Source organism: Sanguibacter inulinus, assembly GCF_013415325.1.
GTDB lineage: Bacteria > Actinomycetota > Actinomycetes > Actinomycetales > Cellulomonadaceae > Sanguibacter > Sanguibacter inulinus.
Window position 1 is genome coordinate 22,352 of sequence record NZ_JACBYE010000014.1, and the last position, 26,575, is coordinate 48,926.

24 protein-coding genes are annotated in these 26,575 nt (G+C 70.4%); 7 read left to right on the top strand and 17 right to left on the bottom strand.

The features are described from left to right. Positions 1-75: 75 nt before the first annotated feature. The 11 genes from HZZ10_RS07700 to HZZ10_RS07750 form a co-directional block, all read right to left on the bottom strand. Positions 76-1,992, bottom strand: a complete 1,917-nt coding sequence (locus HZZ10_RS07700; protein WP_179913072.1) for an FtsX-like permease family protein — start codon at positions 1,990-1,992, stop codon at positions 76-78. Between the two features lie 5 nt (positions 1,993-1,997). After that, on the bottom strand, positions 1,998-2,837 hold the full coding sequence (locus tag HZZ10_RS07705) for an ABC transporter ATP-binding protein (RefSeq protein WP_373367323.1): 840 nt from the start codon (positions 2,835-2,837) through the stop codon (positions 1,998-2,000). Between the two features lie 125 nt (positions 2,838-2,962). Beyond that, the gene (locus HZZ10_RS07710) at positions 2,963-3,631 is read right to left on the bottom strand and encodes a response regulator (protein WP_179913073.1); all 669 of its coding nucleotides are present in this window, start codon (positions 3,629-3,631) and stop codon (positions 2,963-2,965) included. Continuing rightward, entirely contained in the window at positions 3,628-4,911 is a 1,284-nt protein-coding gene (locus HZZ10_RS20035; RefSeq protein ID WP_179913074.1) for a sensor histidine kinase, read from the bottom strand. Before HZZ10_RS20035 ends, HZZ10_RS07710 begins: the two co-directional genes overlap by 4 nt. A gap of 48 nt (positions 4,912-4,959) precedes the next feature. Continuing rightward, the gene (locus HZZ10_RS07720; protein WP_179913075.1) at positions 4,960-5,469 is read right to left on the bottom strand and encodes a hypothetical protein; all 510 of its coding nucleotides are present in this window, start codon (positions 5,467-5,469) and stop codon (positions 4,960-4,962) included. A 56-nt stretch (positions 5,470-5,525) separates the two neighbouring features. Continuing rightward, a complete protein-coding gene (locus tag HZZ10_RS07725; protein ID WP_179913076.1) occupies positions 5,526-6,341 on the bottom strand; it encodes a TrmH family RNA methyltransferase in 816 nt (271 codons plus the stop codon). Positions 6,342-6,371: 30 nt separating this feature from the next. Continuing rightward, complete coding sequence (locus HZZ10_RS07730) at positions 6,372-8,387, bottom strand: ABC transporter ATP-binding protein (RefSeq protein WP_179913077.1); 2,016 nt, start codon at positions 8,385-8,387, stop codon at positions 6,372-6,374. Next, positions 8,384-10,117: an ABC transporter ATP-binding protein gene (locus HZZ10_RS07735; protein ID WP_179913078.1), complete on the bottom strand. Its 1,734-nt coding sequence runs from the start codon at positions 10,115-10,117 to the stop codon at positions 8,384-8,386. The genes HZZ10_RS07730 and HZZ10_RS07735 overlap by 4 nt, the downstream gene beginning before the upstream one ends. Positions 10,118-10,320: 203 nt before the next feature. After that, the gene (locus HZZ10_RS07740; RefSeq protein ID WP_179913079.1) at positions 10,321-11,607 is read right to left on the bottom strand and encodes an SPFH domain-containing protein; all 1,287 of its coding nucleotides are present in this window, start codon (positions 11,605-11,607) and stop codon (positions 10,321-10,323) included. A 77-nt stretch (positions 11,608-11,684) separates the two neighbouring features. Beyond that, positions 11,685-12,149: an NfeD family protein gene (locus HZZ10_RS07745; protein WP_179913080.1), complete on the bottom strand. Its 465-nt coding sequence runs from the start codon at positions 12,147-12,149 to the stop codon at positions 11,685-11,687. 109 nt (positions 12,150-12,258) lie between these two features. Continuing rightward, positions 12,259-13,077 (bottom strand): ABC transporter ATP-binding protein, encoded by an 819-nt coding sequence (locus HZZ10_RS07750; RefSeq protein WP_056134332.1) that lies wholly within the window; start codon positions 13,075-13,077, stop codon positions 12,259-12,261. An 83-nt stretch (positions 13,078-13,160) separates the two neighbouring features. Between HZZ10_RS07750 and HZZ10_RS07755 the strand changes: the two genes are divergently transcribed. Beyond that, entirely contained in the window at positions 13,161-14,030 is an 870-nt protein-coding gene (locus tag HZZ10_RS07755) for an Rv1486c family protein (protein ID WP_179913081.1), read from the top strand. A gap of 12 nt (positions 14,031-14,042) precedes the next feature. On the opposite strand, the gene glgA is transcribed toward HZZ10_RS07755, so the two are convergent. Then, positions 14,043-15,272 (bottom strand): glycogen synthase, encoded by a 1,230-nt coding sequence (gene glgA, locus HZZ10_RS07760; RefSeq protein WP_056134335.1) that lies wholly within the window; start codon positions 15,270-15,272, stop codon positions 14,043-14,045. A 58-nt stretch (positions 15,273-15,330) separates the two neighbouring features. Between glgA and HZZ10_RS07765 the strand changes: the two genes are divergently transcribed. The 3 genes from HZZ10_RS07765 to serB all read left to right on the top strand — a co-directional run bounded on the left by HZZ10_RS07765 (position 15,331) and on the right by serB (position 18,122). Beyond that, on the top strand, positions 15,331-16,569 hold the full coding sequence (locus HZZ10_RS07765) for a glucose-1-phosphate adenylyltransferase (RefSeq protein WP_056133761.1): 1,239 nt from the start codon (positions 15,331-15,333) through the stop codon (positions 16,567-16,569). A 210-nt stretch (positions 16,570-16,779) separates the two neighbouring features. Beyond that, positions 16,780-17,340 carry a papain-like cysteine protease family protein gene (locus tag HZZ10_RS07770; protein ID WP_179913082.1) on the top strand — a complete coding sequence of 187 codons (561 nt, stop codon included), beginning with the start codon at positions 16,780-16,782 and terminating at the stop codon, positions 17,338-17,340. 65 nt (positions 17,341-17,405) lie between these two features. Next, the gene (gene serB, locus HZZ10_RS07775; RefSeq protein WP_308507526.1) at positions 17,406-18,122 is read left to right on the top strand and encodes a phosphoserine phosphatase SerB; all 717 of its coding nucleotides are present in this window, start codon (positions 17,406-17,408) and stop codon (positions 18,120-18,122) included. 184 nt (positions 18,123-18,306) lie between these two features. Here the strand turns inward: serB and HZZ10_RS07780 are convergent, their stop codons facing one another. The 3 genes from HZZ10_RS07780 to fabG all read right to left on the bottom strand — a co-directional run bounded on the left by HZZ10_RS07780 (position 18,307) and on the right by fabG (position 20,370). Then, positions 18,307-18,837 carry a SixA phosphatase family protein gene (locus tag HZZ10_RS07780; RefSeq protein WP_308507527.1) on the bottom strand — a complete coding sequence of 177 codons (531 nt, stop codon included), beginning with the start codon at positions 18,835-18,837 and terminating at the stop codon, positions 18,307-18,309. Further along, positions 18,834-19,604 (bottom strand): enoyl-ACP reductase FabI, encoded by a 771-nt coding sequence (fabI, locus tag HZZ10_RS07785; protein WP_179913083.1) that lies wholly within the window; start codon positions 19,602-19,604, stop codon positions 18,834-18,836. Before fabI ends, HZZ10_RS07780 begins: the two co-directional genes overlap by 4 nt. A gap of 70 nt (positions 19,605-19,674) precedes the next feature. After that, entirely contained in the window at positions 19,675-20,370 is a 696-nt protein-coding gene (fabG, locus tag HZZ10_RS07790) for a 3-oxoacyl-ACP reductase FabG (RefSeq protein ID WP_308507531.1), read from the bottom strand. 328 nt (positions 20,371-20,698) lie between these two features. Between fabG and HZZ10_RS07795 the strand changes: the two genes are divergently transcribed. From HZZ10_RS07795 to HZZ10_RS07805, 3 genes are read left to right on the top strand one after another with little or no spacing between them, the layout of a single operon-like run. Further along, positions 20,699-21,205 (top strand): DUF3099 domain-containing protein, encoded by a 507-nt coding sequence (locus HZZ10_RS07795; RefSeq protein ID WP_179913085.1) that lies wholly within the window; start codon positions 20,699-20,701, stop codon positions 21,203-21,205. After that, on the top strand, positions 21,202-21,447 hold the full coding sequence (locus HZZ10_RS07800) for a hypothetical protein (RefSeq protein ID WP_179913086.1): 246 nt from the start codon (positions 21,202-21,204) through the stop codon (positions 21,445-21,447). The genes HZZ10_RS07795 and HZZ10_RS07800 overlap by 4 nt, the downstream gene beginning before the upstream one ends. After that, positions 21,444-22,553, top strand: coding sequence for an SURF1 family cytochrome oxidase biogenesis protein (locus tag HZZ10_RS07805; RefSeq protein ID WP_308507528.1), 1,110 nt, complete (start codon positions 21,444-21,446; stop codon positions 22,551-22,553). Before HZZ10_RS07800 ends, HZZ10_RS07805 begins: the two co-directional genes overlap by 4 nt. A gap of 21 nt (positions 22,554-22,574) precedes the next feature. Here the strand turns inward: HZZ10_RS07805 and HZZ10_RS07810 are convergent, their stop codons facing one another. After that, a complete protein-coding gene (locus HZZ10_RS07810; protein ID WP_179913109.1) occupies positions 22,575-24,641 on the bottom strand; it encodes a DEAD/DEAH box helicase in 2,067 nt (688 codons plus the stop codon). Positions 24,642-24,912: 271 nt separating this feature from the next. Then, a complete protein-coding gene (locus HZZ10_RS07815) occupies positions 24,913-26,511 on the bottom strand; it encodes an ABC-F family ATP-binding cassette domain-containing protein (protein WP_056133775.1) in 1,599 nt (532 codons plus the stop codon). Positions 26,512-26,575: the final 64 nt, after the last annotated feature.

Here is a 26,575-nt window from a genome sequence, read left to right on the forward strand (position 1 = left end):
GTCGACGGCCACCGCACGGTGCCATGACCTTGTGTCGAACCATCGACCCTCTCATCTGAGGACCGAGACCGCACATCACCCCACCTGGACGACCCGTCGCACCGCGGTCGCCCTGACGGCACCGATCACCGTCGTGGCACCGGCGACCAGCACGACCGCGAGCGCGAGCACCCCGAAGGCCATGACGTCGATCCCGGCAAAGATCGACCCGACGAGCCCGTACCCGACACCGATCAGCGCGGGCAGCACCGAGGCTGTCCCGATGACCAGCGCTGCCAGGGCCACGACCCCAGCCTCGACGGCTGCTGTCGTCACGAGCTGGCGCCGGGTCGCCCCGGTCCGGCGCAGGAGGGCGTGCTCGGGGCGGCGGGATGAGGCGAGCATCGCGAGCGTGTTGGCGGCTGCGGCGGCGACGAAGACCAGGAGCGCGAGCACCAGGATGGCGGAGAGCTGTTGCTGGCCTGCGGCAGCGTCGGTCGCCGCGTCGGCGTACTCGGCGGTCGTCAGCACGTCGAGTCCTGCTGCGACGATCGCGGTCTCCACAGCGTCGGCCTGCCCAGGTGCGGTGCGGAGCAAGACCGCGTCGGCAGCGGTCCCGGTGCCCGTCTGCGCGTCGTCCGAGGCGAGCGTCGCCTCGCCGACGAGGTAGTCGCCAAAGCCGAGCGTCCTGTCGTAGACCGCGACGATGGTCAGCTCTCGCTCCTGGTCGTCGAGCCGGACGGTGAGGCTGTCACCGAGCCCCGTGCCCGTGCCGAGCAGCGAGTCCCGGCCGACAGCCACGGTGCCGGGCTCCGCGAGGTCGTCGAGCGACCCAGACCTCACGTCGGGGTCGACGAGCACGTCCTCGCCGGACAGGACCTGGAGGGCGGTCGGTTCCCAGGCGAGGCCGGAGAGGAAGGCCACGTCGTCCATCTCGTCGTCGGTGCGCACCTGCGCCTCTTGCGATCGGAGGGTCGTGAGGGCCTCGACACCGGGCGTCGAGCGGACGGCCTCGAGGTCGGTCGTGCCCAGTCCCCCGGTCTTCTGGACCACGAGGTCAGCCGTGATGCCGTCGCCCAGCTGGACACCGGCTGCTGTCGAGACCGCCCGGTTGACGCCGAGCTGGACCGTGCCGAGGGACAGGAGCAGGGCGAGCGGCACGATCGCCGCGGTGAGCCGGCGGGAGAAACCGCGAGCGTTGGTGAGGGCGAGCGTGAGGCTCGTGCTCCCCGAGCCCTGTGCCGCCGCGAGACCACGGCGAGCCAGTGCTGCGACGATCGCCGGGCCGGCGAGCGCCGCAGACGTGATGAGCAGGAATGCCGACGACGCACCCGACGCGCTCCCGATGAGACCGGGGACGACGAAGGGGACCACCGCGACCCCGAGCCCCAGCACGGCGCAGCACCAGGCCGCCGCGCGCCGCACGGGTGAGAGCGTCGACGGCTCGGTCGCACTGAGCCTGACAGCGGCGGTCGGGCTGAGCCGGGCCGTCTCCCGTGCCGCGAGGCGGGCGGTCAGCGCGCCGGTCCCGCCGAGCAGCACGGCTGTCGCGAGGACAGGCCAGGGCGAGAGCTGGAGGACGAAGCCGTCGGGGACGATCTCCCCCGACACGAGCACGGACGTCGCCGAGCGGGCGAGCAGCAGACCCGGGACAGCGCCGACGAGCGTCGCGGCAGCGAAGACGAGGGCGACCTCGGTCGCGACCATCCTGCGCACCTGGGTCGGTGTCGCACCGACCGCGCGCAGCAGCGCGAACTGCGAGCGCCGCTCGCGCAGGGCGGCGGCGTAGGCGGAGGCGACGACGAGCACGACCACGAGGATCGTCGTCCCCGCGAAGGAGCCTGTCGCGGCGGAGAGCATCGACAGGTCTTCCCCCGAGGACGTGCCGCGGATCCCGGCCTCCATCCAGGCGCCTGTCGCTGTGAGCAGGGCTGAGGCGAGGGCGACCATGACAAAGCTGCCGGCGACGCTCGAGGCGTGGGCACGCAGTGCTGAGCGGGCGAAAGACCACATCCGGCTCACCGCCCCAGCTCTGCGAGGCGGGCCGAGACGTCAGCAACCGTGGGTGACACGAGGTCACCGACGACGACCCCGTCGGCGAGGAACAGCACCTGGTCGGCCGTGGCGGCGACGCCGGGGTCGTGGGTGACGACCACGAGGGTCTGGTCGAGCTCGTCGGACATCCGCCGCAGGAGCCCGAGGACCTGCTGACCGGTCCGCGTGTCGAGGGCACCCGTGGGTTCGTCGGCGAAGACCACCGCAGGGCGGGTCACGAGGGCACGGGCGATCGCGACCCGCTGCGCCTGGCCACCGGAGAGCTCACCGGGCAGGCGGTCCTCCATCCCGGTGAGCCCGACGGCGTCGACGAGCGAGGCCTGCCACCCCGGGTCGGGCCGGGTGCCACCCAGGAGCATGGGCAGCTGGATGTTCTCGGCGACCGTCAGGTGGCCCACGAGGTTGTAGGCCTGGAAGACGAAGCCGATGTGGTCGCGGCGGAACCTGGTGACGGCGTCGGGCGAGAGCGCGGTGATGTCGACGTCACCGACGATCACCTGACCGCTGGTCGGCGAGTCCAGCCCGGCCGCACAGCTGAGGAAGGTCGACTTGCCTGAGCCTGAAGGACCCATGATCGCTGTGAAGGACCCGCGCGGGATGGCGAGGGAGACAGACCGCAGGGCGGCCACGACGTCGGGGCCGTCAGGGTAGGTCTTGGTGACCTGCACGAGGCGGACGGCCGTGTCGGTCGAGAGGGTCGGCAGCGACGCCTGCGGATGGGCGGTGTGCGGGTGGGAGGTCTGAGGGCGCGCATCCTGAGGATGCGCATTCTGAGGGCGCGCATTCTGAGGGCGGAGTGGCATGACGATGCTCCTGGTGTCGAGGGCTCTGAGGTGATGCTCTCGACGCTACGGAGCGTGTGGTGGCGGACCTAGATGCTTCCGGCGGGACCTGGAGGCTTGCATCTTTCGATGCAGGCCGGCCGAACTCAGACGTCGGGCAGCGCGACGACCCTGTTCTGGTACGCCCACACGACGGCCTGCAGTCTGGACCGCACACCCAGCTTGGGCAGCATGCGCGCCAGGTGAGACTTGACCGTCGACACCTCGACGACCAGCTCCCGGGCGATCTCCTCGTTCGACATGCCCTGGGCGAGCAGCAGCAAGATCTCCCGCTCGCGGTCGGTGAGCACACCGTCCGCGCGGTCCACGGAGACGGGCCGCAGGCTGCGCCTGTCGACGAACTCGCGCAGGATCCGCCGGGTCAGCGTCTGGTCGATGGTCCCGTGACCGGCTGCCACCTGGCGGACGGCGTAGATGATCACGTCGGGGTCGGCGTCCTTGAGGAGGAACCCTGAGGCCCCGGCCTCGAGGGCGCCGAAGACGTAGTCGTCGATGTCGAAGGTGGTGAGCACGAGCACCGGGACCGGGGTGTCGGAGTCGGGGCCGTTGAGGCGGCGGGTCACCTCGATGCCGTCGAGCCCAGGCATGCGGATGTCCAGGCACGCGACGTCCGGGCGCAGCGCGAGCGCCATGTCGAGGGCCTCGACGCCGTCGGAGGCCACCCCGACGAGGTCGATGTCAGGTTCGGCCGACAGGAGTGCCGACAGCCCCGCGCGGACGAGGGGCTGGTCGTCGGCGACGAGGACGCGGATCATGCGAGGTCTCCAGGGTGAGGGTCGGTCGTCGTGCGTGGCGGACGGCCCGTCTCGGTGGGCAGGGTCAGCCGCACCTCCCAGCCGCCGTCGACGGTGCTGCCGTAGGCGAGGTCGGCGCCGACGAGGGCGGCCCGCTCACGCATGCCGAGGAGCCCGAAGCCTGAGGTCGAGCGTTCGCGGTCGACAGGTTGCTCGGGCGGACCGTTGACCACGCGGACCAGGATCGCGCGGTCACCTGAGTTCGCGATCTCGACGATGCAGGCCGCACCGGGGGCGTGCATCACGGCGTTCGCGAGGGCTTCTTGGACCATGCGGTACGCCACGAGCTGGGCGAGCGGCCCGACATCGTCGGTCAGCCGCCGTCCGTGAGGTCCCGCCTGCTCGGGCAGGCGCAGCTCGAGTGTCAGGCCCGCCTCGCGACGGCTCGCGACGAGCTCGCGGAGCGCGGAGAGCGTCTCGACCGAGCGCGTCGCCTCCCCGTCGTCGGACCGCAGCAGCCCGACCAGGCGACGCAGGTCGTCGAGCACCGCGGTGCTCTGCTCGCGCACCTGCTGCACCGAGCGCTTGGCAGCCTCGGGGTCGGTGTCGATCTGCAGGGCGATGGCCGCCGACATGATCGCGATGCCGGACATGTGGTGCGCAGCGATGTCGTGCAGCTCGCGCGCCATCGCCGTGCGTTCGTCGGCGACCGCGGCCTGGACGAGCGCGTCGCGCTCGCGGACGAGAGCCTGCTCCTCCCCGCGGTGCGCCGTGCGGGCCTCGCGCCGGGCCGCGACGGCCAGGGCGATGACGAAGGGCAGTCCGACGACACCGACAGCCTGCAGGAGCGCGGAGCCGAGCGCCGCAGGGATCTCGGTCGAGGTGCTGCGGACGGCGTTGATCGTCTCCCCCAGGACGACGGAGGCCGCGACGACCGGGAGGAGCGTGCGCAGGTCGGGCAGCGAGAGGGCGAGGGTGACGAGGAAGACCGCGAGGATCGTCGCGATCCCCGTGAGGCCGTAGACCGCCCCGGGCCCGGCGACGGCGAGCAGCACCGGGATCGCCGCCACGGTCAGGAGCACTGGGCGAGGAGCCGACCGGGCACGCGAGAGCACGAGGGCTTGGGCAGTCACCGTGACGAGGACGAGCCACCACCCGATGCTGCCTGGCAGCTCGAGGAGCACCTCGTCGTCGCCGGTGTCGAGCAGCGGGAGGGCCACGAGGGCGAGGGCTGCGAAGAGCCAGCCACAGCCCGCGACCCACGCGTCGACGGTGCGCGGGCTACGAGGTCGGTCGGTCACACGACGGAGTCTAGGCCGGTCACGCTGTCCCCCGGGGATGCTGCGGGACTAGCTGGCGAGGACACGACCGCACTGCTCGATGAAGTCTTCCAAGGTCTCGACCTGGTCCGGGGTCATCGACGCCCGGCGTTCGTCGATCTCCGTGCGGGTCAGCTCGGAGACGATGACCGCCCCGGTCCGGCAGACGCCGACCTTCCGGTTCTTGTCCCCAGCGTCGAAGGCCGCCATGAGGTCGTCGATGCCGCTGCCGTACATGTCGTCAGCCGTGACGTCCTTGAGGTCGTCGGGGACGAGCATGTCCTCGAGGTCGTCCGGGACGTCCGAGGCGCTGTCGTCGGGGGTGTCGGAGGCGGGGGGTTCGACGACGTCAGGGACAGCGGTCGGCTCGCTCGATGGCTCTGACGGGGACGGCTCAGGTGTGGCTGACGGGGTTGCTGTGGCCGTCGGAGTCGAGGTGGTCATGGCGACAGGGGCCGCGTCCTTGGGCTCCGACGAGGAGCAACCGGAGACGACCAAGACGAGGGCGAGCAGGGATGCTGCGGCGGTCTGGCGCTTCACTGAGGGCTCACTCTCCGGAGGTGGTGGGTCGACGAGGGACGACGCGTCCCGTCACGCTACCGCGTCGCGTAGAACACCACAGCCGCGCTGGCCGCCACGTTGAGCGAGTCCACTCCCCCGGCCATCGGGATCTTCACCACCGAGTCCACAGCCTCCAGGGTCTCCTGCGCGAGGCCGTGGCCCTCGGTGCCGAAGATGAACGCCGTCTTCTCGTTCTTCTGCTCCACGAACTCGTCCAACGTCACCGAGTCGTCCGACAGCGCCAACGCCGCCACCGTGAACCCAGCAGCCTGCAGCTCGCCAATCCCCGATGGCCACGGGATGCGCGTCCACGGGACCTGGAACACCGTCCCCATGCTCACCCGCACGCTCCGGCGGTACAGCGGGTCCGAGCACCGCGGCGTCACCAGCACCGCATCGACACCGAGTGCCGCCGCTGAACGGAACGCGGCACCGAGGTTCGTGTGGTCCACGACGTCTTCGAAGATCGCCACGCGTCGAGCCCCGGCACCGCCCCGCGCACCAGCCAGCAGCTCGGCAACAGTCGGCTCAACAGGCCTGTGCATCGCCGCGAGCGCCCCACGGTGCAGGTGGAACCCGGTGATCTCTTCCAGCAGCTTCGGCTCCCCGACGAAGACTGGCACCTCAGGCCACTCCGCGACGACGTCGGCCATCGACTCGACCCACTTCTCCGCCATGAAGAACGACCGCGGCCGCAGCCCGGCAGCCAGAGCGCGACGGATGACGTTGGAGCTCTCCGCGATGAAGAGCCCCTTCTCAGGCTCGTGCTTGGAGCGCAGCACGATGTCCGTGAGGTTCGTGTAGTCGTCGAGGCGCGGATCGGTCGAGTCGGTGATCGGGATGAGAGGCACGAGACCATTCTCCCCGACGACCGCCCGCCCTCAGTCCTCCGCCACAGCGAACTGGCTCTGGTACAGCCGCGCGTACGCCCCACCTGCCTCGAGCAACCCGTCGTGCGTCCCCTGCTCGACGATGTCGCCGTCTTCCATCACGAGGATCACGTCGGCATCCCGGATGGTCGACAGCCTGTGCGCGATGACAAAGCTCGTCCGGCCCTGGCGCAGCGCGTTCATGGCCTTCTGCACGAGCACCTCGGTGCGGGTGTCGACCGAGCTCGTGGCCTCGTCGAGGATGAGGATCGGCGGGTCGGCCAGGAACGCCCGTGCGATGGTGAGCAGCTGCTTCTCACCCGCGCTGACGCTCCCGCCCTCGTCGTCGAGCACGGTCTCGTACCCGTCCGGCAGCGACCTGACGAAGGAGTCGACGTGCGTGGCCACCGACGCCTCGAGCAGGCGCTCCTGGGAGACCTCGCCCGTCGCCCCGTAGCGGATGTTGTCGGCGATGGTGCCCTTGAACAGCCAGGTGTCCTGCAGCACCATGCCGATGCTGGACCGCAGCTCGTCACGGGTCATGGTCGAGGTGTCGACGCCGTCGAGGGTGATCCGCCCGCCGTCGACCTCGTAGAACCGCATGATGAGGTTGACCAGGGTCGTCTTGCCGGCACCTGTCGGTCCCACGATCGCGACGGTCTGGCCGGGCTCGGCGACGATCGACAGGTCGGTGATGAGCGGCACGTCGGGCGAATAGCTGAACTTCACGTGCTCGAAGGCGACACGCCCCTCGACCTTGTCGACGTGCGCGGGCTGCGCAGGGTCCGGGGTCTGCTCGTCGGCGTCGAGGAGGTCGAAGACTCTCTCGACGGACGCGACACCGGACTGCAGCAGGTTCATCATCGACGCGACCTGCGTGATCGGCTGCGTGAACTGGCGCGAGTACTGGATGAAGGCCTGCACGTCACCGAGGGTCATGGTCCCCGAGGCGACCCGCAGACCACCGACGACGGCGACGATCACGTAGTTGAGGTTGGCGATGAACCCCATCGCGGGCTGGATGATCCCGGAGATGAACTGCGCCTTGAAGCTCGACTCGTAGAGCCCCGCGTTCTCCTCCTCGAAGGTCTCGATCGCGGCCTGCTGGTGGCCGAAGACCTTGACGAGCGCGTGCCCGGAGTACATCTCCTCGATGTGCGCGTTGATCGTCCCTGTCGCCGCCCACTGCTTGATGAACTGCGGCTGGGACCGCTTGGCGATCATCGCGGTCACCAGCACAGACAGCGGGACGGTGACGAGCGCGACGACGGCCAGCAACGGCGAGATCCAGAACATCATGGCGAGCACACCGATGATGGTCAGCACCGACGTGACGAGCTGAGACAGCGTCTGCTGGAGCGTCTGGGCCACGTTGTCGATGTCGTTGGTGACGCGGGAGAGCACCTCGCCGCGCTGCTGCTTGTCGAAGTACCCGAGCGGCAGCCGGTTGATCTTGGCCTCGACCTCGGCGCGCAGCCGCAGCACGGTGTTCTGCACGACGACAGCGGTTGTCCGGCCCTGCAGCCACCCGAAGAGGAACGCCCCGACGTACACGGCGATCACGCCGATCAGCACGTTGCGCAGCGCCGTGGTGTCTAGCCCCTGCCCGGGGGTCACGGTCATGCCCGAGACGAGGTCGGCGAAGGTGTCGTTCCCCTCGGCCCTCAGCCCAGCCACGACCTCGGCCTGGGTGGCACCCGCAGGCAGCTGACGCCCGATGACCCCTTCGAAGATGATGTTGGTCGCGTTGCCGAGCAGCTTGGGCCCGAGCACAGACAAAGTCACGGAGACCACAGCGAGCACGGTCACGATCACAACGCGCAGGCGCTCGACGCGCAGATACCCCGCGAAGCGCTTGAGCGATCCCGTGAAGTTCATGGCCTTCTCGGTCGGCATCCCCATGCCGCCCATCGGACCGCCGGGACGGCCACGACCCGCGCGGGGGGTCTTGGCCGCCGTCGCGGCGGCGTCGGCCACGGGCTCTTCCATGCTCTTGCGGGCCGGGGTCCCCTCGGTGTGCGCGCTCATGCTGCTTCCTCCGCGGAGAGCTGGGAGAAGACGATCTCCTGGTAGGTCTGGCAGCTCTCGAGGAGCTCGTCGTGGGTGCCCTGGCCGACGATGCGCCCGTTGTCGAGCACGATGATCTTCTCGGCGGTGCGGATGGTCGCGACCCGCTGGGCGACGAGGAGGGTTGTCGCCCCTCGTGTCCGTGGGACCAGCGCCCGTCTCAGGGCGGCGTCGGTCGCGTAGTCGAGGGCCGAGAAGGAGTCGTCGAAGAGGTAGATCTTCGGGTCGCGGATCACGGCCCGGGCGATCGCGAGGCGCTGACGCTGACCTCCCGAGAAGTTCGTGCCGCCCTGGGCGACAGGCGTCTCGAGGCCCTGAGCCAGGTCACGGACGAAGGTCGCCGCCTGGGCGACCTCGAGGGCGTCCCACATCTGCTCCTCGGTCGCGCCGGGCAGGCCGTAGGCGAGGTTCGAGGCGATGGTCCCCGAGAACAGGTACGGCTTCTGCGGCACCATGCCGATGTGCGCCCAGACGTCCTGACCGGCGGCCTCGCGGACGTCGACACCGTCGATGCGGACAGTCCCGCCCGTGGCGTCGAAGAGCCTCGGCACGAGGTTGATCAACGTCGTCTTGCCCGAGCCCGTCGAGCCGATGATGGCCGTGGTCTGCCCTGGCTCGGCAGTGAAGGTGATGTCGCTCAGCACAGGGTCCTGCGCGCCCGGGTAGCGGAACTCGACGTGGTCGAGCTCGACGCGCCCCGACACCTGACCGATCGCGACAGGGCGGGCCGGCTCGACGACGCTCGAGTCGGTGTCGAGCACCTCCTTGATGCGCTCGGCCGAGACCGCGGCACGCGGGACCATCATGAAGATCATCGTCGACATCATCACGGCCATGAGGATGTACATGATGTAGCTGAGGTACGCCGTGAGAGCGCCGATCTGCATCTCACCGGAGTCGATGCGCTGCGCGCCGAACCACATGACCGAGACGCTCGACAGGTTCATCACGAGCATGACGACGGGGAACATCAGCGCCATGAGCTTGCCGACGCGCAGCGACGTGTCGTAGAGCTCGGTGTTGGCGACCTCGAAGCGCTCTTCTTCGTGACGCTCGCGCACGAAGGCGCGGATCACCCGGATGCCGGTGATCTGCTCGCGCAGGACCGAGTTGATCCGGTCGATGCGCTTCTGCATCTGCCGGAAGTACGGGACCATCCGCGAGATGATGATGCCCACGGTCACGCCGAGCACCGGGACGATCACCACGAGCAGGGCCGACAGCCCGACGTCTTCGCGCAGCGCCATGATGATGCCGCCGACGAGCATGATCGGTGCCATGACCATGATGGTCAGGCCGAGCATGACGACCATCTGGACCTGTTGGACGTCGTTGGTGGTCCGGGTGATGAGCGACGGCGCCCCGAAGCGGCCGACGTCCTGCCCGGAGAAGCTCTGGACCGTCGAGAAGAGCGAGGCGCGCACGTCGCGCCCGAAGCCCATCGCCGCGCGGGCACCGAAGTACACGGCCGTCACCGCGCAGACGATCTGCCCAAGGCTCACCACGAGCATGAGCGCACCGATGCGGATGATGTAGCTGGTGTCGCCGGTCGTCACACCCTTGTCGATGATGTCGGCGTTGAGGCTCGGCAGGTAGAGCGAGGCGATGGTCTGCACCAGCTGGAGCACCATCACGAGCACGAGCGCAGACCTGTAGGGCCTCAGGTGGGCCTTGAGCAGCTGGAGGAGCACAGACATCCTCGACTTTCCCGCGGAACGCCCGAGGGCCACGCCCCGGACTGACAGACGGTCAGTGTGCTGACCGTCTGTCAGCCTACGGTGCGTGGCCCTCGGTGTGCCTCGCAGAAGGTCCCGGTCCGCTCAGGGCGGAGGAGTCTGCGAGGCGTCGTGCGCTGCCCGAACGCGGTCCCTGAGGTGCGCGCGGGCTGGTCGCGTCACTGCTGCGGTGCCTGTCCGGGCGCCGTCGGAGGTGTCGGCGGAGCAGGCGGGGTCGCCGGCTTCTCGAGCGAGTCCGGGACGGGCGGCGCGAAGCGCGCTCCCCCACCCTCGGTCCCGAGAGTCCGGGGGGCCTGCTGCGGTGCGCCGTGCGACCCGGCAGGCTGCTGGCCGGCGGTCCGCGACGGGTCCGTCGGGGCACCCGAGTGCGTGCCGGCGCTCGTCGCGTCGGCCGTCGCAGCCTCTGCGAGGCGGCGAGCCTCCGCGAGGGCCTGGGTCGGGTCTTCGAGGGCAGACTGCAGGGGGCTGGCCGTCCTGTCGCGACGGGGACGCGGGCTGTCGCCGTCGTCCCCACCCCGACCGCCGCCATTGCCGCCGCCGTTGCCGGAGTCCCCGTTGTCGCCGCCGAAGCCCTTGCTGATCGAGCCGAGAGCTGCCGTGAACTCTGTCGGGACGATCCACATCTTCGACGAGGTGCCGTTGGCGATCTGCGGGAGCATCTGCAGGTACTGGTAGGCCAGCAGCTCGGGTGACGCGTCACCCTCGTGGATGGCGTCGAAGACCTGGAGGATGGCGCGAGCCTCACCCTCGGCCGTGAGGATCGCTGCCTGGGCGCCACCCTCGGCGCGCAGGATCGCGGCCTGCTTCTCACCCTCGGCCGTGAGGATCTGCGACTGCTTGAAGCCCTCGGCCGTGAGGATCGCGGCACGACGGTCACGCTCGGCGCGCATCTGCTGCTCCATCGAGCCCTGGATGGACTGCGGCGGGTCGATCGACTTGAGCTCGACGCGGTTGACGCGGATGCCCCAGCGACCTGTCGCCTCGTCGAGCACCCCGCGCAGCTGACCGTTGATCTGGTCGCGGCTGGTGAGGGTCTGCTCGAGGTCCATGGACCCGATGACGTTACGGAGCGTGGTGACGGTGAGCTGCTCGATCGCGGTGATGTAGTTGGCGATCTCGTAGACGGCCGACTTCGGGTCGGTCACCTGGAAGTACAGGACGGTGTCGATGCTCACCACGAGGTTGTCGGAGGTGATCACCGGCTGCGGCGGGAAGGACACGACCTGCTCGCGCAGGTCGACGCCAGCGCGGACCCTGTCGACGAAGGGGATGAGGAAGTGCAGACCGGCGTCCATCGTCCGGGAGTAGCGACCGAGCCGCTCGACGATGAGCGAGGCGGTCTGGGGGACGACCCGGACGGCACGCGCCAGGGCGATGATGAAGAACAGCGCGATGAGCGCTGCGATGACCAGGCCGATGACCTGGCCGCTGTTGCCATCGTTCATGAGGGTCCTCTCGAGGTGCGGTGTGTGGTCGGTCGACCGGCGCTGCCGTCGCAGGTGCTGGGCCCTAGGCCCGGACCTCAGAGGACGGGCGGCGCGCCGGGTGAGCTGTAGGGGGCCTCGACGGCGTCGACGACTGCCGTCGCCCCGTCGATCTTCACGACGCGGACGTCCGCGCCGACAGGGAAGATGACGTCACCGAGGGACCGGGCGGTCCACACCTCGCCGAGGAGCTTGATGCGGCCAGAGTCGTCGCTGACCTCAGAGACGACGGTCCCCGTGCGGCCCGCGAGCGCCGCGACGCCTGTCTCGACGAGAGGCGTGCGCTGCCGCAGGTACTTGAGCAGCCAGGGCCGCAGGGCGAGGAGCAGCAGCGTCGACACGACGCCGAAGACGACGATCTGGCCGACCAGGCCGAGGCCCAGGGCGCTGGCGATCCCGGCGGCGATCGCACCCCCGGCGAACATGATGAGGACGAGATCGAGAGAGACCATCTCGACGACCACGAGGAGCAGCGCTGCTCCGATCCACCAGTACCAGTCCATGGGTGCCTCCGCTCTGAGAAAGCCAAACCCGGCTTTGCCTAAACTTTACCCTATCCGGGTCGGTCTGGCATGTGCTGGGTAGGCCTCGCAGCGGGGAGAAGTCCCCTGCTCAGTCGGCGTGGCCCCCGGTGCGCACGGCCTCGACCTGGGCTGCGCGGGCGGCCCAACGGTCACCCGAGCGCGTCACCTCGAGCGGCAGACCGAAGGCCTCGCTCAGGTGCTCGTCGGTGAGGACCTCGTCGATCGGCCCGGCGATGTGCACGCCGCCGTCACGCATGAGCATGACGTGGGTGAAGCCCGGCGGGATCTCTTCGACGTGGTGCGTGACGAGCACGAGGACGGGTGACTGCGGGTACGCGGCGAGCTCGGACAGCGCGCCGACGAGCTCTTCGCGGCCGCCGAGGTCGAGTCCGGCGGCCGGCTCGTCGAGGAGCAGCAGCTCGGGGTCGGTCATGAGCGCGCGGGCGATCTGCACACGCTTGCGCTCGCCCTCGCTCAGCGTGCCGAAGCGGCGGTCGGCGAGGTGGTCGACGCCGAACACGGCGAGCAGGTCGCCCGCCCGCGCCACGTCGAGGTCTTCGTAGGACTCGCGCCAGCGGCCGGTCACGGCGTAGGCGGCGGTGAGGACGACGTCGGAGACGGTCTCGGAGGCGGGGATGCGGTCGGCGAGCGCTGCGCTGGCCAGGCCGATGCGCGGGCGGAGCTCGAAGACGTCGACCTTGCCGAGCTGGGTGTCGAGGATCTTGGCGACACCCTTCGTCGGGTGCATGCGCGCAGAGGCGATCTGCAGGAGGGTCGTCTTCCCGGCTCCGTTGCGGCCGAGGATCACCCACCGTTCGCCTTCGGCGATCTGCCACGACACGTCGTCGAGGATGTTCTTCTCACCGCGGCGGACAGAGACGTTCTCGAGGTCAAGCACCCAGGTCATGGTCACCGACCCTATCCGCATCCGGTGACAGTCGCCGACCGTGGCACGCCACGTCTGGCTGTGAGCGGCGTAGTTTGGTCGTCGTGACTTCGCTCTCTCCGCGCTCGTCGGCGCGTCCAGACCCGGGGGCGATCGTGCCCCGATCCGCTTCGCTCGCCCTGTGGCTGTGGGCCGTCTCGTCGACCGAGGAGGCCGCCGCGGCGGCCCGCACCGTCGTCGACGACGACGAGCCGCACCAGCTCGCCGGCGACGTGCCGGCTGGGCTCGACACCCCGACGGTGGGCAGCCTGTTCACGGCCTGGGCCGGACGTGTGCGCTCGGTCGCCGCTGTGTTCCCCGGCCCGGGCGACGCGATGGGCGTGCCCGCCCCGGTGAGCGCCCGGGCCGTGGACGCCGAGGAGTGCGTCCTGGTGACCGTCGCGGCGGACGCCGCGCCCGCTCCCCTGGTCCCCGCTGGGCCCGACGCCCCCGAGGTCCTCGAGCACTGGGCATTCGCTCCCGAGGTCGAGAGGTTCGGGTCGGACCTCGAGCCCGGTCACCTCGTCACGTGGCACGGGGTCCGGGTCGATCCGTGGGAGCTGCGGACCGTCGGCGCCGTGGGGACGCTCGACGACGCGCAGCGCCAGCTCCGCCTGGGCCTGCGGGAGGCGACCGAGGCACTCATGGAGCTCGACGTGTCGAGGTGGCGCGAAGACGCTGCCGGGATCATCGCGTCGTTGCGGGAGCCCGTCGACCTGCGGTCGGTCCTGCCGCGCGGGGTGGACGCGCGGCGCGCCGAGGTGTTCCAGTCGGCGGCCCGCCTGCGGGCCATCGTCGACCTCGCGACGATGGACGACGGCGGTGCAGTGAACCTGTGGCAGGCCGACCAGCGGTCGACAGCCCTGCGCGAGGTCGACAGGGCGGCCCGCCGCGCGATGTCGGCGGCGACGCTGCACGTCCCCGCCGACGACTGACTCTGCTCGCGCCTAGCGCGCCGCCCACTGCTCGAGGACGGTCTCGTAGACCGCGAGGGTGCGGTCGGCGATCGCGTCCCACGCGAAGTGGTCTTCGACCCGGCGGCGGGCGGCGACACCCATCGCCGCGGCACGCTCGGGGTCGGTCACCACGTCGGTGAGCGCCCGGGCGAGGTCGCTGACGAAGGTCTCCGGGTCTGTCGGCGTCCCGGTGCCGTCCTGCACCTGGTCGATCGGCACGAGCAGCCCGGTGACGCCGTCGTCGACGACCTCGGGGATGCCGCCCGTCGCGCTGCCGACGACAGGGAGCCCGACGGCCATCGCCTCGAGGTTCACGATGCCCAGCGGCTCGTAGACCGACGGGCAGACGAAGACCGTCGACGCCGCGAGCACCGCGACGAGGTCGGGGCGCGAGAGCATCTCCTCGATCCAGACCACCCCGCTGCGCCGCGTCGAGAGCTCGGCGACGGCCGAGGACACCTCTTCGGCGATCTCGGGCGTGTCGGGCGCACCGGCGCAGAGGATCAGCTGGACGTCCTCCGGGAGACGCGCGGCAGCCTGCAGCAGGTACGGCAGGCCCTTCTGGCGGGTGATCCGGCCGACGAACACCACGGCAGGCCTGTCGGGGTCGATGCCGAGCGCACGGACGACAGAGTCGGCACGGACCGCCTCGTCACCCGTGGGTCGGACCCATCCGTCGAGGTCGATGCCGTTGTGCACCACGTGCACCTTGGCGGGGTCGACGTCCGGGTAGGAGCGCAAGATGTCCTCGCGCATCCCGGCGCTCACCGCGATGATGCCCGCGGCGCCCTCGTACGCGGTCTTCTCGGCCCAGCCGGAGAGCGCGTAGCCCCCGCCGAGCTGCTCGGCCTTCCACGGGCGCAACGGCTCGAGGGAGTGTGCGGAGAGCACGTGCGGCACCCCGTGCAGCAGACCGGCGAGGTGCCCGGCGAGGTTCGCGTACCAGGTGTGGGAGTGCACGAGATCGGCTCCGGCGACGTCGCCAGCCATCGCGAGGTCCACGCCGAAGGTGGCCAGGGCTGGGTTGACGTCGTCCAGGCCGCCGGGGACGCCGTAGCCGGTCACTCCTTCCGGGGTGTCAGGGGCGGTCCGGGGACCGTCGAAGCAGCGGACGCGCACGTCGACGCGGCTGCGCAGCACGGCCGACAGCTCGGCGACGTGAACACCAGCCCCGCCATAGACGAACGGAGGGTACTCACGGGTCAACAGGTCGATTCTCACGGTCGACACGGTAGCGCTTCTGGGTGCATCTGGGGGCGCACGGCTCTAAGGTCATGGCATGGCAGCCCCTAAAGTTCTCGCGATCGTCCTGGCCGGCGGCGAAGGCAACCGACTCAAGCCGCTGACGGCGCACCGCGCCAAGCCAGCTGTCCCCTTCGGCGGGATCTACAGGCTGGTCGACTTCGCGCTCTCGAACCTCGTCAACTCGCACTACCTGCACATCGTCGTGCTCACGCAGTACAAGTCCCACAGCCTGGACCGTCACATCTCCAAGACGTGGCGGATGTCAGCGCTGCTGGGCAACTACGTCGCACCCGTCCCCGCGCAGCAGCGTGTGGGCAAGCACTGGTACCTCGGCTCCGCCGACGCGATCTACCAGTGCCTCAACATCATCGAGGACGAGCGTCCTGACATCGTCGTCGTGGTCGGAGCAGACCACGTGTACCGCATGGACTTCTCCCAGATGGTGGACGCGCACATCGCCTCGGGCGCCGAGCTCACGGTCGCCGGCATCCGCCAGCCGATCGCCCTCGCGACCGAGTTCGGCGTGATCGACACCGACCCCGCCTCCCCCGACAAGATCCGCGCCTTCCTCGAGAAGCCGACCGACCCGGTCGGTCTCGCCGACTCCCCCGGTGAGATCCTCGCGTCGATGGGCAACTACGTCGTCAACGCCGACGCCCTCGTCGAGGCCGTGACCAAGGACGCCGACAACCTCGAGTCGCGCCACGACATGGGCGGCGACATCGTCCCGTACTTCGTCGACCGCGGGACCGCGGGCGTCTACGACTTCATCCGCAACGACGTGCCCGGCTCGACCGACCGCGACCGCGACTACTGGCGCGACGTCGGGACCATCGAGTCCTACTACGAGGCCAACAAAGACCTCATCGCGGTCACCCCGGTGTTCAACCTGTACAACCACGAGTGGCCGCTGCACACGGGCTACGTCGGGCTTCCGCCCGCCAAGTTCGTCCACGCCGGTGCTGGTCGTCTCGGCCACGCAGCCGACTCGATCGTCTCCCCTGGTGTGCTCATCTCCGGGGCGACCGTCGTCGGCTCAGTGCTCTCCCCCGGTGTCCACCTGCACTCCTGGGCCGCCGTGTCGGACAGCGTCCTGCTCGACGACGTCCAGGTGCACAGGCACGCACAGGTCCACCGCGCGATCGTCGACAAGAACGTCATCATCAAGGAGCGCGCCCGCGTCGGCCTCAACGCCGAGGAGGACCGCGCCCGCGGCTTCACCGTGACCGACTCCGGCATCACCGTGGTCCCGAAGGGGTCGATCGTCGAGTAGGCGACTGCCTCCCCGAGAGCGCCTCGCCTCGGCTCGTCCCGAGCCCGGCACCTGAGAGCCGCGTCCGCTGTGCGGGCGCGGCTCTCGTGCGTCGTGGGAGGGGAAGCCTCACGACAGATCCCGTACAACTAGTGAAAACTCGCGAGTTGACCCAAAACATTGATAAACCGACAATGGTCTGATGTGGACCACGACCCGACCTAGGCTCCGATGATCGACGACGGAACACCCCTCCCGATGGCCTCCCTCGTGCGCAGGTGCCAGCATCCTGACGAGTACACCGACGACGAAGTCCATGCGGCCTTCCCCGGCCACGACAGGACAGAGCTTGGCGACACCCTGTGCGGGGTCGCATGCGTCCACATGATCACGAGGTTCGTCCGAGGTGCCGCCCCCGACTACCTCGGCCTGGTCAGGGCGGGCGTGGACGCCGGTGCGCTCAGCGAGCGCGGCTGGATCCACTCCGGGCTAGCCGAGATGCTCACCGCACTGGGCGTGCCTGCACACCCGACGGGGTCCCACAGCCGAGACCAGCTGGTCGAGGCCTGCGAGCGCGGGCTCCCGTCGATCGTCTCGTGCAGCATCACCTTCCCTGAAGACGGGAGCCGCGGCGGTCACCTCGTCGTGCTCCTCGGCGAGAGGCAGTCTGCCTCCGGGGCCCGAACTGTCTTCGCCGACCCGTCCCGCTGGGGTGCGACGCACCGCAGCGTCGAGAGCCGGCGGTTCTGGTCCAGCTGGTCCGGGCGGGCTGTCGTCCTCGACGCAGCCTGACGATGAATTCGTCCGCTGGCCGGGCGCGGCCTTCTGCGTCGTGAGGCTGCGCCTAGGCTTGCCCGGTGACCGAGACGCCAGCACCTGACGCCCAGCCCGCTGTCCCCGCCGCCACGGCAGCCACCCAGCCCGAGGGTGCCGGCACGGGCCCCCGCCGCCTCGTCGTCATGGACGTCGACTCGACGCTCATCACCCAGGAGGTCATCGAGCTCATCGCTGCGCACGCGGGCACGCAGGCCCAGGTCGCCGCGGTGACCGAGCGCGCGATGCGGGGCGAGCTGGACTTCGCGGAGTCGCTGCGCGAGCGTGTCGCGACCCTCGCCGGGGTTCCGGTGTCGGCCCTCGACGAGGTGCGCCGACGCACCACCTTCACGCCTGGTGCCCGCGAGCTGGTCGACGAGTGCCACCGGCGGGGCTGGGTCGTGGCGCTCGTGTCGGGCGGCTTCACCGAGGTCGTCGCGCCGCTCGCCGCGGAGCTCGGCATCACGCGCTTCCGGGCGAACCACCTCGAGGTGACGGACGGTGTGCTCACCGGCCGGACCACCGGCCAGGTGGTCGACCGTGCGTACAAGGCGCAGACGCTCCGCGAGCTCGCCGCGGAGGAGGGCATCGCGATCGAAGACACCGTGGCGATCGGTGACGGCGCCAACGACCTCGACATGATCGGTGCGGCCGGGATCGGCATCGCCTTCGCGGCCAAGCCTGTCGTGCGGGAGCAGGCACCGCACTCGGTCGACGGTCCCCGCCTGGACGCCGTGCTGGAGATCATCGACGCGGTCTGAAGGCCGACACCGGTGGGAGACCGGACGAGCCGACCGCAGGACCTTCTCCTGTGCGGGCCGTCCGTCGCTGGCTCCCCGAGCACACGCGGGCTGCCCGCGTACCAGACAGCCCCGGCGAGGCGCCGCGGGAGCGACGCCCGGCCGGGGCTGGCTCAGACCGTCAGACGGCCGGCACGAGAGACGTTCAGTCCTTCGGACGGACCAGCCGCAGCAGCGTGCTGGTCTTGCGACCCCACGCGTCCCACGGCTCGTCGGACTCCAGCACGGAGTACGAGGCTGTCGGGACCCCGACCTGCACCTGCCGCAGTGCTGCCGACTCCGAGCCGGGGCCGGCGAGGTGCTCGGCGACCGAAGACATGATCGGCTCGTGGCCCACCACGAGGACCGTACGGACCCGCTCGTCGACGGCTCCGACGAGGGCCAGCACCTGCGCGACGTCCGCCGTGTAGAGGTCCGGCGTCACTGTCACGTCAGGCTCGACGTCACCGAGTCCGGGACGGACGAGGTCCCAGGTCTGGCGCGTGCGGACGGCGTCCGAGCACAGCACGACCTCGGGAGCGATCTCGGCCTCCGCGAGGGAGCGCCCGACTGCGGACGCCTGCGACCGGCCCGAGAGGGCGAGGGAGCGCAGGACGTCCGGCACGGTGCCGCCAGGCTCCGCCTTCGCGTGGCGCAGCAGGACCAGACGGCGGACCGTGGGAGTGGACAAGGTCACAGACCCATCGCGTGCACGCCACCGTCGACGTGGACGATCTCACCGGTGGTCGCGGGGAACCAGTCGGAGAGCAGGGCGGCGACGGCGCGGGCCGTCGGCTCCGGGTTCGTCTGGTCCCAGCCGAGGGGGGCGCGCTCGGGCCAGCCGCCCTCCATCTTCTCGAACCCGGGGATGGACTTGGCCGCGGTGGTGCGGATCGGTCCTGCCGAGACGAGGTTGACGCGGATGTTGTCTGCGCCGAGGTCGCGGGCGAGGTAGCGCGAGGTCGACTCGAAGGCCGCCTTCGCGACACCCATCCAGTCGTAGACCGGCCACGCGAAGCTGCCGTCGAAGGTCAGACCGACGATGGACCCGCCACCGTTGGTCATGAGGGGCTTCGCGGCGACGGCGAGGGACTTGAGCGAGAAGGCCGAGACCTCGAGGGCCGTCGCGACGTCCTTCCACTCTCCGCTGAGGAAGTTGCCGCCCATGACGGACTGCGGCGCGAAGCCGATCGAGTGGACGACCCCGTCGATGTGGTCGACGTGCTCACGCACGTTGGCCTCGAGCGCGGCGAGGTGCTCGTCGTCGGTGACGTCGAGCTCGACGACAGGCGCGGCCTCGGGGAGGCGCTTGGCGATCGCCTGGGTGAGGCGGAACTGGCGGCCGAAGGACGTCAGGACGACCTGCGCGCCTTCCTGCTGCGCGAGGCGCGCGACGTGGAACGCGATCGAGTGGTCCGTGAGGACGCCTGTGACGAGCAGCTTCTTACCTTCGAGCAGGCCCATATGCCTGTTCCTTCCGACGGAGGGGTGGTGCGAGGAGAGGGGTGCGAGGAGACGGACAGCCAGGCTCGGGTCAGTGACCCATGCCGAGGCCGCCGTCGACGGGGATGACGGCGCCGCTGATGTAGCCGGCGTCGGGTGAGGCGAGGAAGAACACAGCACCGGCGACCTCGGACGGCTCGGCGAAGCGGCCGGCCGGGATGGACGCCTTGTAGGCCTTCTGGCGCTCTTCGGGGAGCTCGGCGGTCATCGCGGTGTTGATGAAGCCCGGGGCGACGACGTTCGCGGTGATGTTGCGCGAGCCGATCTCGCGGGTGATCGAGCGGGCCATGCCGACCAGCGCCGCCTTGGACGACGCGTAGTTGACCTGACCGGCGCCGCCGAAGAGGCCGATGACCGAGGAGACCAGGACGATGCGCCCTCGGCGCATCTTGATCATGCCCTTGGACGCCCGGCGCACGCAGCGGAACGTCCCCGTGAGGTTGACGTCGACGACGCTCTCGAACTCCTCGTCGGTCATGCGCATGAGCAGCTGGTCGCGGGTGATGCCCGCGTTCGCCACGAGCACCTCGACGGGGCCGAGCTCGGCCTCGATGGCGGTGAAGGCAGCGTCGACTGCGGCCGTGTCGCTGATGTCCGCGACGGCTCCGAACACACCCTCGGGGAGGTCACCGCTGCGGTAGATGGTCGCCACGCGGTCGCCCTCGGCGACGAAGCGCTCCGCGATCGCGCGGCCGATGCCGCGGTTCGCACCGGTCACCAGGACCACCCGTGGCGTGTGTCCCGCCGTCTCAGCCGTCGCTGTCTCAGCCGCTGCCACAGGTCCTCCTGGAGATCGTTCGTCTGGTGGGTCGTGCTGACCGGTCCGCGGGTGCGGTGAGCCGGTCTCTGGGCCCGCACGATGCGGACCCTGCGTCAGAACGGTAGCCGACACGAGGTCGCCCAGGCGCGCAGGAATCCTCAGGTCGGCGGGTCAGCACTAGTGGGAACCCTACAGAGTGTGGGGGTCCTGTGCTGGTCGGACACGGCTTCCACTGTGCGTCACCGACAAAGATCGTGAGGGGCGTCACGAGCCCTCCGCGCGTAAACTCGAGGGCGTGAAGACTCCTGGCACCCGCGGGCGCTCCGAGCACCGCGACGAGGTGCACCGGATCACGAACGCCGCCGACTCCCTCAGGCAAGACCAGTCCCGACGCGCCAAGCGGTACCTGCTCCAGATGGGCATCCGCCTCGCGTGCTTCGCCGGTGCGTTCTTCGCCGACGGGTGGCTGATGTGGGCTCTGCTGGCCGGCGCGGTCCTGCTCCCCTACGTGGCCGTCGTCAGCGCCAACGAGACGAGGGTCAAGGGGCAGGAGACCCAAGGTCCGCTCATGGAGTACTACCAGCTGCCGTCTGCCGAGGGCGCGACAGGGCCCTTCGGTCCGGCGTCTGCTCGGCCGACGACCGAGGACCCGCCCGTCTACGTCCACGTGATGGACCCCGAGGGGCCGGGCGACGGCCCGCAGTCACGCCCGACGTCAGGTTCGGGCGAAGATGGAGGGTCGACCACCCCGCCGGCCGACGACGCTCCCCCGGCAGCCCAGCACGACGAGAGGCACCCATGATCGACCTGCTCGGCCTCGCCGACCCCATCTCCGACGACCTCGTGTGCAGCGGCAAGGGCTGCCGCGCCGAGGCCCGGTGGGGTCTGCTGTGGAACAACCCGAAGATCCACACCCCTGAGCGCCGCAAGGTGTGGCTCGCGTGCGACGACCACCGCGAGCACCTCGAGACCTTCCTCGACGCACGCGGGTTCCGCCACGGCACGGTCCCGGTCACCGACCTCGAGCAGCAGCCGGCACAGTGACCGACGCACCGTCCCCTGCCCCCGGGGCGCCCCGCGAGAGGCAGACGCCCGTCAAGCCGACTGCCGCGCAGGGCGCGGAGGCGACCGCCGCGCAGCGCACCGAGGCGACCACCGCGCAGCGCACCGCGGAGGCACCAGCACCCGAGGCCGCAGCGCCTCGCGTCCAGCTGCGGACCCCTCGGCAGTGGGTCGCCCTCGCCCTCGGCGTCGCCGTGCTGTTCACAGGGTGTGTGCTCGCCGGGCGGTGGCAGTGGAACCGGCACGTCGACCGCGACGCGCAGATCGCGGTCATCGAGGCCAACTACGCCTCCGACCCCGTCCCGATCGACGAGCTGCTCGACGGCCCCGGCGACGTGGTGCCGGCCTCAGAGGTCTGGCGACGTGTCACGGTCTCGGGGACCTACGAGGCCGACAAGACCGTCCTGCTCCGCAACCGCCCTGTTGAGAGCCAGGCGGCCTTCCACGTGCTGGTGCCCTTCGTCACGGACGAGGGCACTGTCATCGTGGTGAACCGCGGGTGGATCCCCTACGGCTCGAACAGCTCGACCCCTGACGCGCTGCCTGCTCCCCCGGGAGGCGAGGTCGAGCTGACGCTCCGCCTGCGCGCCGACGAGCCGGCAGCGGACAACGGCGCGCCTCCCGGTCAGGTGCAGGCGATCAACACGTCCCAGGTGCTCGCTGCCGGGCCCGACGGAGCGGCCTGGGCCGACGGACGCACCTACGGGGGCTACGGGGCCCTCGCGGCTGAGGACGGCCAGCCCGCCGAAGGGCTCGCGACCCTGCCCGTCCCCGACACAGACCCGCGGTCCCACCTGTCGTACGCCTTCCAGTGGTGGGTCTTCGCCGTGGGCGGTGTCGCAGGCTTCGTCGTGCTGATCCGACGCGAGCGCCGAGACGCGACCATCGAGGCCCTCGGCGACCTCCCGCACCCCTTCGCCGCGCTCGGCGACGCCGGCGGGGCGCGCGACGGCGACGGCCCGCTCGACGGGCCCTCCTCGACCGGCGGGCCGCACACCGGCCGCTCGAGCCGGCCAGGGCGTCGCGGCGGACGTCAGAGCGCCGAAGAGATCGAAGACGCCCTCATCGACTCGAGCTCGACCCGCTGACCCAGCTGTCCTGCTGCGAGATCAGACCAGCTCAGGCGGCCGGAGCGCGTCGGTCAGCTGGCCGACGAGCGTCTCGAGCTGGACGGACGTCGCCGAGGTGACGTCCTCCTCGCTCGCCCCGTCGAGGGCCCGGGCAGCCAGCCCGGACTTGCTGTCGATGAGCTCGGCGATCCTCGAGTCGATCGTCTGCGCCGCGATGATCCGCCACGCCGTGACAGGCTCCGCCTGCCCGATGCGGTGGATGCGGTCGATCGCCTGCGTCTGCTCGGCGTAGGTCCACGAGAGCTCGGCCAGCACGAGGTTCGAGGCCACCTGGAGGTTGAGGCCCACGCCTGCGGCTGTCAGGGAGCAGACGACGATCTGCACGTCGGGGTCCTCGACGAAGGCGGTGATGTTCTTCTCCCGCACCTTCGTCGTCTGGTCTCCACGGATCGAGGCGTAGCGGATGCCGCGCTCGGCGAAGAGCTGCTCGGCCTGGTCCATGACGTCCACGTGCTTGGCGAAGAACACCACCTTGCCGACGTTGCGGGCGAGCTGCGCGGCGTAGTCGGCCGCCGGGCCCGCCTTGGCCTGGCCGATCCGACGGACCATCGTGAAGACGTTCTCGCCGCCGGCCTTCGAGGTCGAGTCCTTGAGCTCGGCCGCCGCGACCCGGCGGACGAGCTCGTGGTCGATCCCGTCGATCTCGTCGACGACCGAACCCCCGGTCCGCAGCTCCAGGGCGGTGGTGTAGCGCTGGACGAGCCGGGCGGTCAGGGCTGCCTCAGCAGCGCGGATCGACCGTCCCGCTGCTCCGTCGAGCTCGACGGGCAGGTCAGCGACCCGGCGGGCCGGGATGTCGGCCACCACGTCGATCTTGCGGCGTCGCACGATCCCCATGTCGATGACGCTGGCACGCGCGGCAGCCGAGAACCCGGGGTCGGCCGGGGTGAGCCCGGTGTCCTCGAGAGCGTCTGCGAGCGCGCCGAGCGGTCCCTTGGCGTCGATCCAGCCGAGCAGCTGCCAGATCGCGCGGAAGTCTTCGATGTCGTTGATCAGCGGTGTCCCGGTCAGCGCCATGAGCAGCGGCCTGGCGACGCGGGTCCGGATCCGGTCGGAGAGCGCGAGCACGTGCTGGGACCGCTGGGAGGTCTTGTTCTTGATGAGGTGGGCCTCGTCGACGACCATCCCGCGGAACCCCAGGTCGCCGAGCCACCCGACGTGCCTGTCCAAGATCTCGTAGTTGACGATCACCACGTCGGCGAAGCCGTCCATCTGGTCGCCGTCTCCGTGGACGACCGTCGAGCGGCGCGACGGCGTCCACAGGGCCACCTCGCGCGCCCAGTTCGCCTTGACGACGTTGGGCACCACGACCAGGAGCGGGTAGGCGTCAGCGGCCTGGGCGGCGAGCAGGGCCTGGGCCGTCTTGCCGAGCCCGGGCTCGTCGGCGAGCAAGAAGGTCCGGTGCCCGCGAGCCGCAGCGGTGACGACCTGCGCCTGGTGCGGCATGAGGTCGCGGCCGCTCGGGACCGGCACCGGGCGCGGGTCGGGCAGGGCCATGCAGGCCGGCGCGCCGGTGGCTGCCTTCTCGAAGGACCTGAAGAGCGGCTCGAGCAGCTCCCAGCCGGCGAGCCTGCGAGCACGCGGCGCGGCGCGCTGGGCAGCCGCCTCGAAGTCCGGGGCCAAGAAGGGGTTCGCCATCTGGCGGGAGACGACAGACCGGGGCACCACCTGGGGTGACGAGCTGAAGGTCGGCGTCGTGGGGGCCACGGGCGTCGGGTCCTCGGACGGCTCCGGGGGCTCGAGACCACCCGCACGCATCACCTTCGCCTTGAGCGCCCGGGCCGCGTCGGAGACCCTCGCGTCGTCGGCGAGCAGGGCGAGCAACGACGTGTCCCGAGCAGCGGTCTTCGCGAGCATCGTCGCGACACCGTCGAGGCGCTTGAGCTCCTCGGCGCGCTTGGACGTCGTCAGGCTGTCGTCCGCCTTGACCCTGGCGCGCTCTTCACGCACGAGGAGGGCGACGACCTGGAACTTGGTGCGCACCGCCGGGCTCGACGGCGGGCGCTTCACGGCAGCGTCGACGTCGCGGGCGACCTCGACGAGCACCTCGACGATCCCCTGCGGGGTCCGGCGCGGGGCACGGCGGCGCTGAGCGCCGGACGCCCCCTGAGCCGCCTTCGCGCCCCGGGGGCTCTTCGCCCCGCGGGCGCTCTTGGCCCCCTGGCCGCCGGAGGCTCCCTGGCCGCCCTTCGCGCCTGAGGTGCCCTTCGCGTCGTGCGCACGCCCAGATCGTCTCTGGCCTTGTCCTGCCACTTCTACTCCTTCTCGGTCGCCGCATACCAGCTGCGGCGCGGCGTGAGCACGGACGTGCGGACCGCTACGCGAGCTCGATGAGCTCCGCGTAGGAGTCGTTCCAGTGGTCTTCGTCGCCGTCGGGCAGAAGCAAGACCCGCTCGGGCGAGAGCGCCTCGACGGCGCCGTGGTCGTGGGTGACCATGACGACCGCTCCCTCGTACGTCTTGAGGGCTCCGAGGATCTCGGCGCGGGACGCAGGGTCGAGGTTGTTGGTGGGCTCGTCGAGCAGAAGCACGTTAGCACCCGAGACGACGATCGTCGCGAGCGCGAGACGCGTCTTCTCACCACCGGAGAGCACGTTGGTGCGCTTCTCGGCGTCGTCCCCGGAGAACAGGAACGAGCCGAGCACGGAGCGGACCTCGGTGTCGCTGAGGTTCGGGGCGCTGTGGCGCAGGTTCTCCAGGACCGTCGCGTCGAGGTCGAGGGTGTCGTGCTCCTGCGCGTAGTACCCGAGCTTGAGGCCGTGGCCCGGGTTGACCGCGCCGCTGTCGGACTCTTCGACTCCTGCGAGGATGCGCAGCAGCGTCGTCTTCCCGGCACCGTTGAGGCCGAGGATCACGACGCGCGAACCACGGTCGATCGCGAGGTCGACCCCTGTGAACACCTCCTGCGAGCCGTAGGCCTTGCTCAGGCCCGAGGCCGTGAGGGGCGTCCTGCCGCAGGGGGCCGGTGTCGGGAAGCGGAGCTTGGCCACGCGGTCGCTCACGCGCTCCCCCTCGAGGGAGGACAGCATGCGCTCGGCGCGCCGGATCATGTTCTGCGCGGCGACGGCCTTGGTGGCCTTCGCACGCATCTTCTCGGCCTGGACGAGCAGCACGCCGGCCTTCTTCTCGGCGTTGGCACGCTCGCGACGGCGGCGACGCTCGTCGGTCTCGCGCTGCTCGAGGTAGGCGTCCCAGCCGAGGCTGTACTGGTCCATCTCGCCACGGTTGGCGTCCAGGTGGAACACCTTGTTGACGGTGGCCCGCATGAGCTCGGTGTCGTGGCTGATGACGATGAATCCGCCGGCGTAGGACTTGAGGTACTCGCGCAGCCACATGATCGAGTCGGCGTCGAGGTGGTTGGTGGGCTCGTCGAGCAGGAGCGTCCCGACACCCGAGAAGAGGATGCGGGCGAGCTCGACGCGGCGGCGCTGACCACCCGAGAGCGTGCCGAGCTTCTGCTCCAGGACACGCTCGGAGAGCCCGAGGTTCGAGGCGATCCGCTCGGCCTCGCTCTCGGCGGCGTACCCGCCGGCCGCTGTGAAGCGCTCTTCGAGGCCGGGGTAGCGGTCCATGGCCGCCGTCTGGGTCTCTTCGTCGGCCGAGGCCATCTCGCCCTCGGTGTCGCGCATCTGGCGGACGAGCTTGTCGAGGCTGCGCGCGGAGAGCACGCGGTCCATCGCGATCATCTCCATGTCGCCGGACTTGGAGTCCTGCGGCAGGTAGCCGATGTCGCCGGTGCGGGTGATCTGGCCGCCCGAGGGCAGCGTCTCTCCCGCGAGGGTCTTGGTGAGGGTCGTCTTGCCGGCACCGTTGCGGCCGACCAGCCCGATCCTGTCGCCAGGTGCGATGCGGAAGGTCGCCTCTTCGAGGAGCACACGGGCTCCGACTCGAAGCTCGACGGCATGGGCAGAGATCACAGGTAGTCCTCCGTAGGATGCCCACAAGACCTGGGGCCAGACTTGGGGGCGGGCACAAACGCCA

Coding starts and splice junctions, on each gene's coding strand:
- HZZ10_RS07700 (WP_179913072.1), bottom strand. CDS start 1,992: ATGTGGTCTTTCGCCCGCTCAGCACTGCGTGCCCACGCCTCGAGCGTC.
- HZZ10_RS07705 (WP_373367323.1), bottom strand. CDS start 2,837: ATGCCACTCCGCCCTCAGAATGCGCGCCCTCAGAATGCGCATCCTCAG.
- HZZ10_RS07710 (WP_179913073.1), bottom strand. CDS start 3,631: ATGATCCGCGTCCTCGTCGCCGACGACCAGCCCCTCGTCCGCGCGGGG.
- HZZ10_RS07730 (WP_179913077.1), bottom strand. CDS start 8,387: ATGAGCGCGCACACCGAGGGGACCCCGGCCCGCAAGAGCATGGAAGAG.
- HZZ10_RS07740 (WP_179913079.1), bottom strand. CDS start 11,607: ATGAACGATGGCAACAGCGGCCAGGTCATCGGCCTGGTCATCGCAGCG.
- HZZ10_RS07745 (WP_179913080.1), bottom strand. CDS start 12,149: ATGGACTGGTACTGGTGGATCGGAGCAGCGCTGCTCCTCGTGGTCGTC.
- HZZ10_RS07750 (WP_056134332.1), bottom strand. CDS start 13,077: ATGACCTGGGTGCTTGACCTCGAGAACGTCTCTGTCCGCCGCGGTGAG.
- HZZ10_RS07765 (WP_056133761.1), top strand. CDS start 15,331: ATGGCAGCCCCTAAAGTTCTCGCGATCGTCCTGGCCGGCGGCGAAGGC.
- HZZ10_RS07770 (WP_179913082.1), top strand. CDS start 16,780: ATGATCGACGACGGAACACCCCTCCCGATGGCCTCCCTCGTGCGCAGG.
- fabI (WP_179913083.1), bottom strand. CDS start 19,604: ATGGGCCTGCTCGAAGGTAAGAAGCTGCTCGTCACAGGCGTCCTCACG.
- HZZ10_RS07800 (WP_179913086.1), top strand. CDS start 21,202: ATGATCGACCTGCTCGGCCTCGCCGACCCCATCTCCGACGACCTCGTG.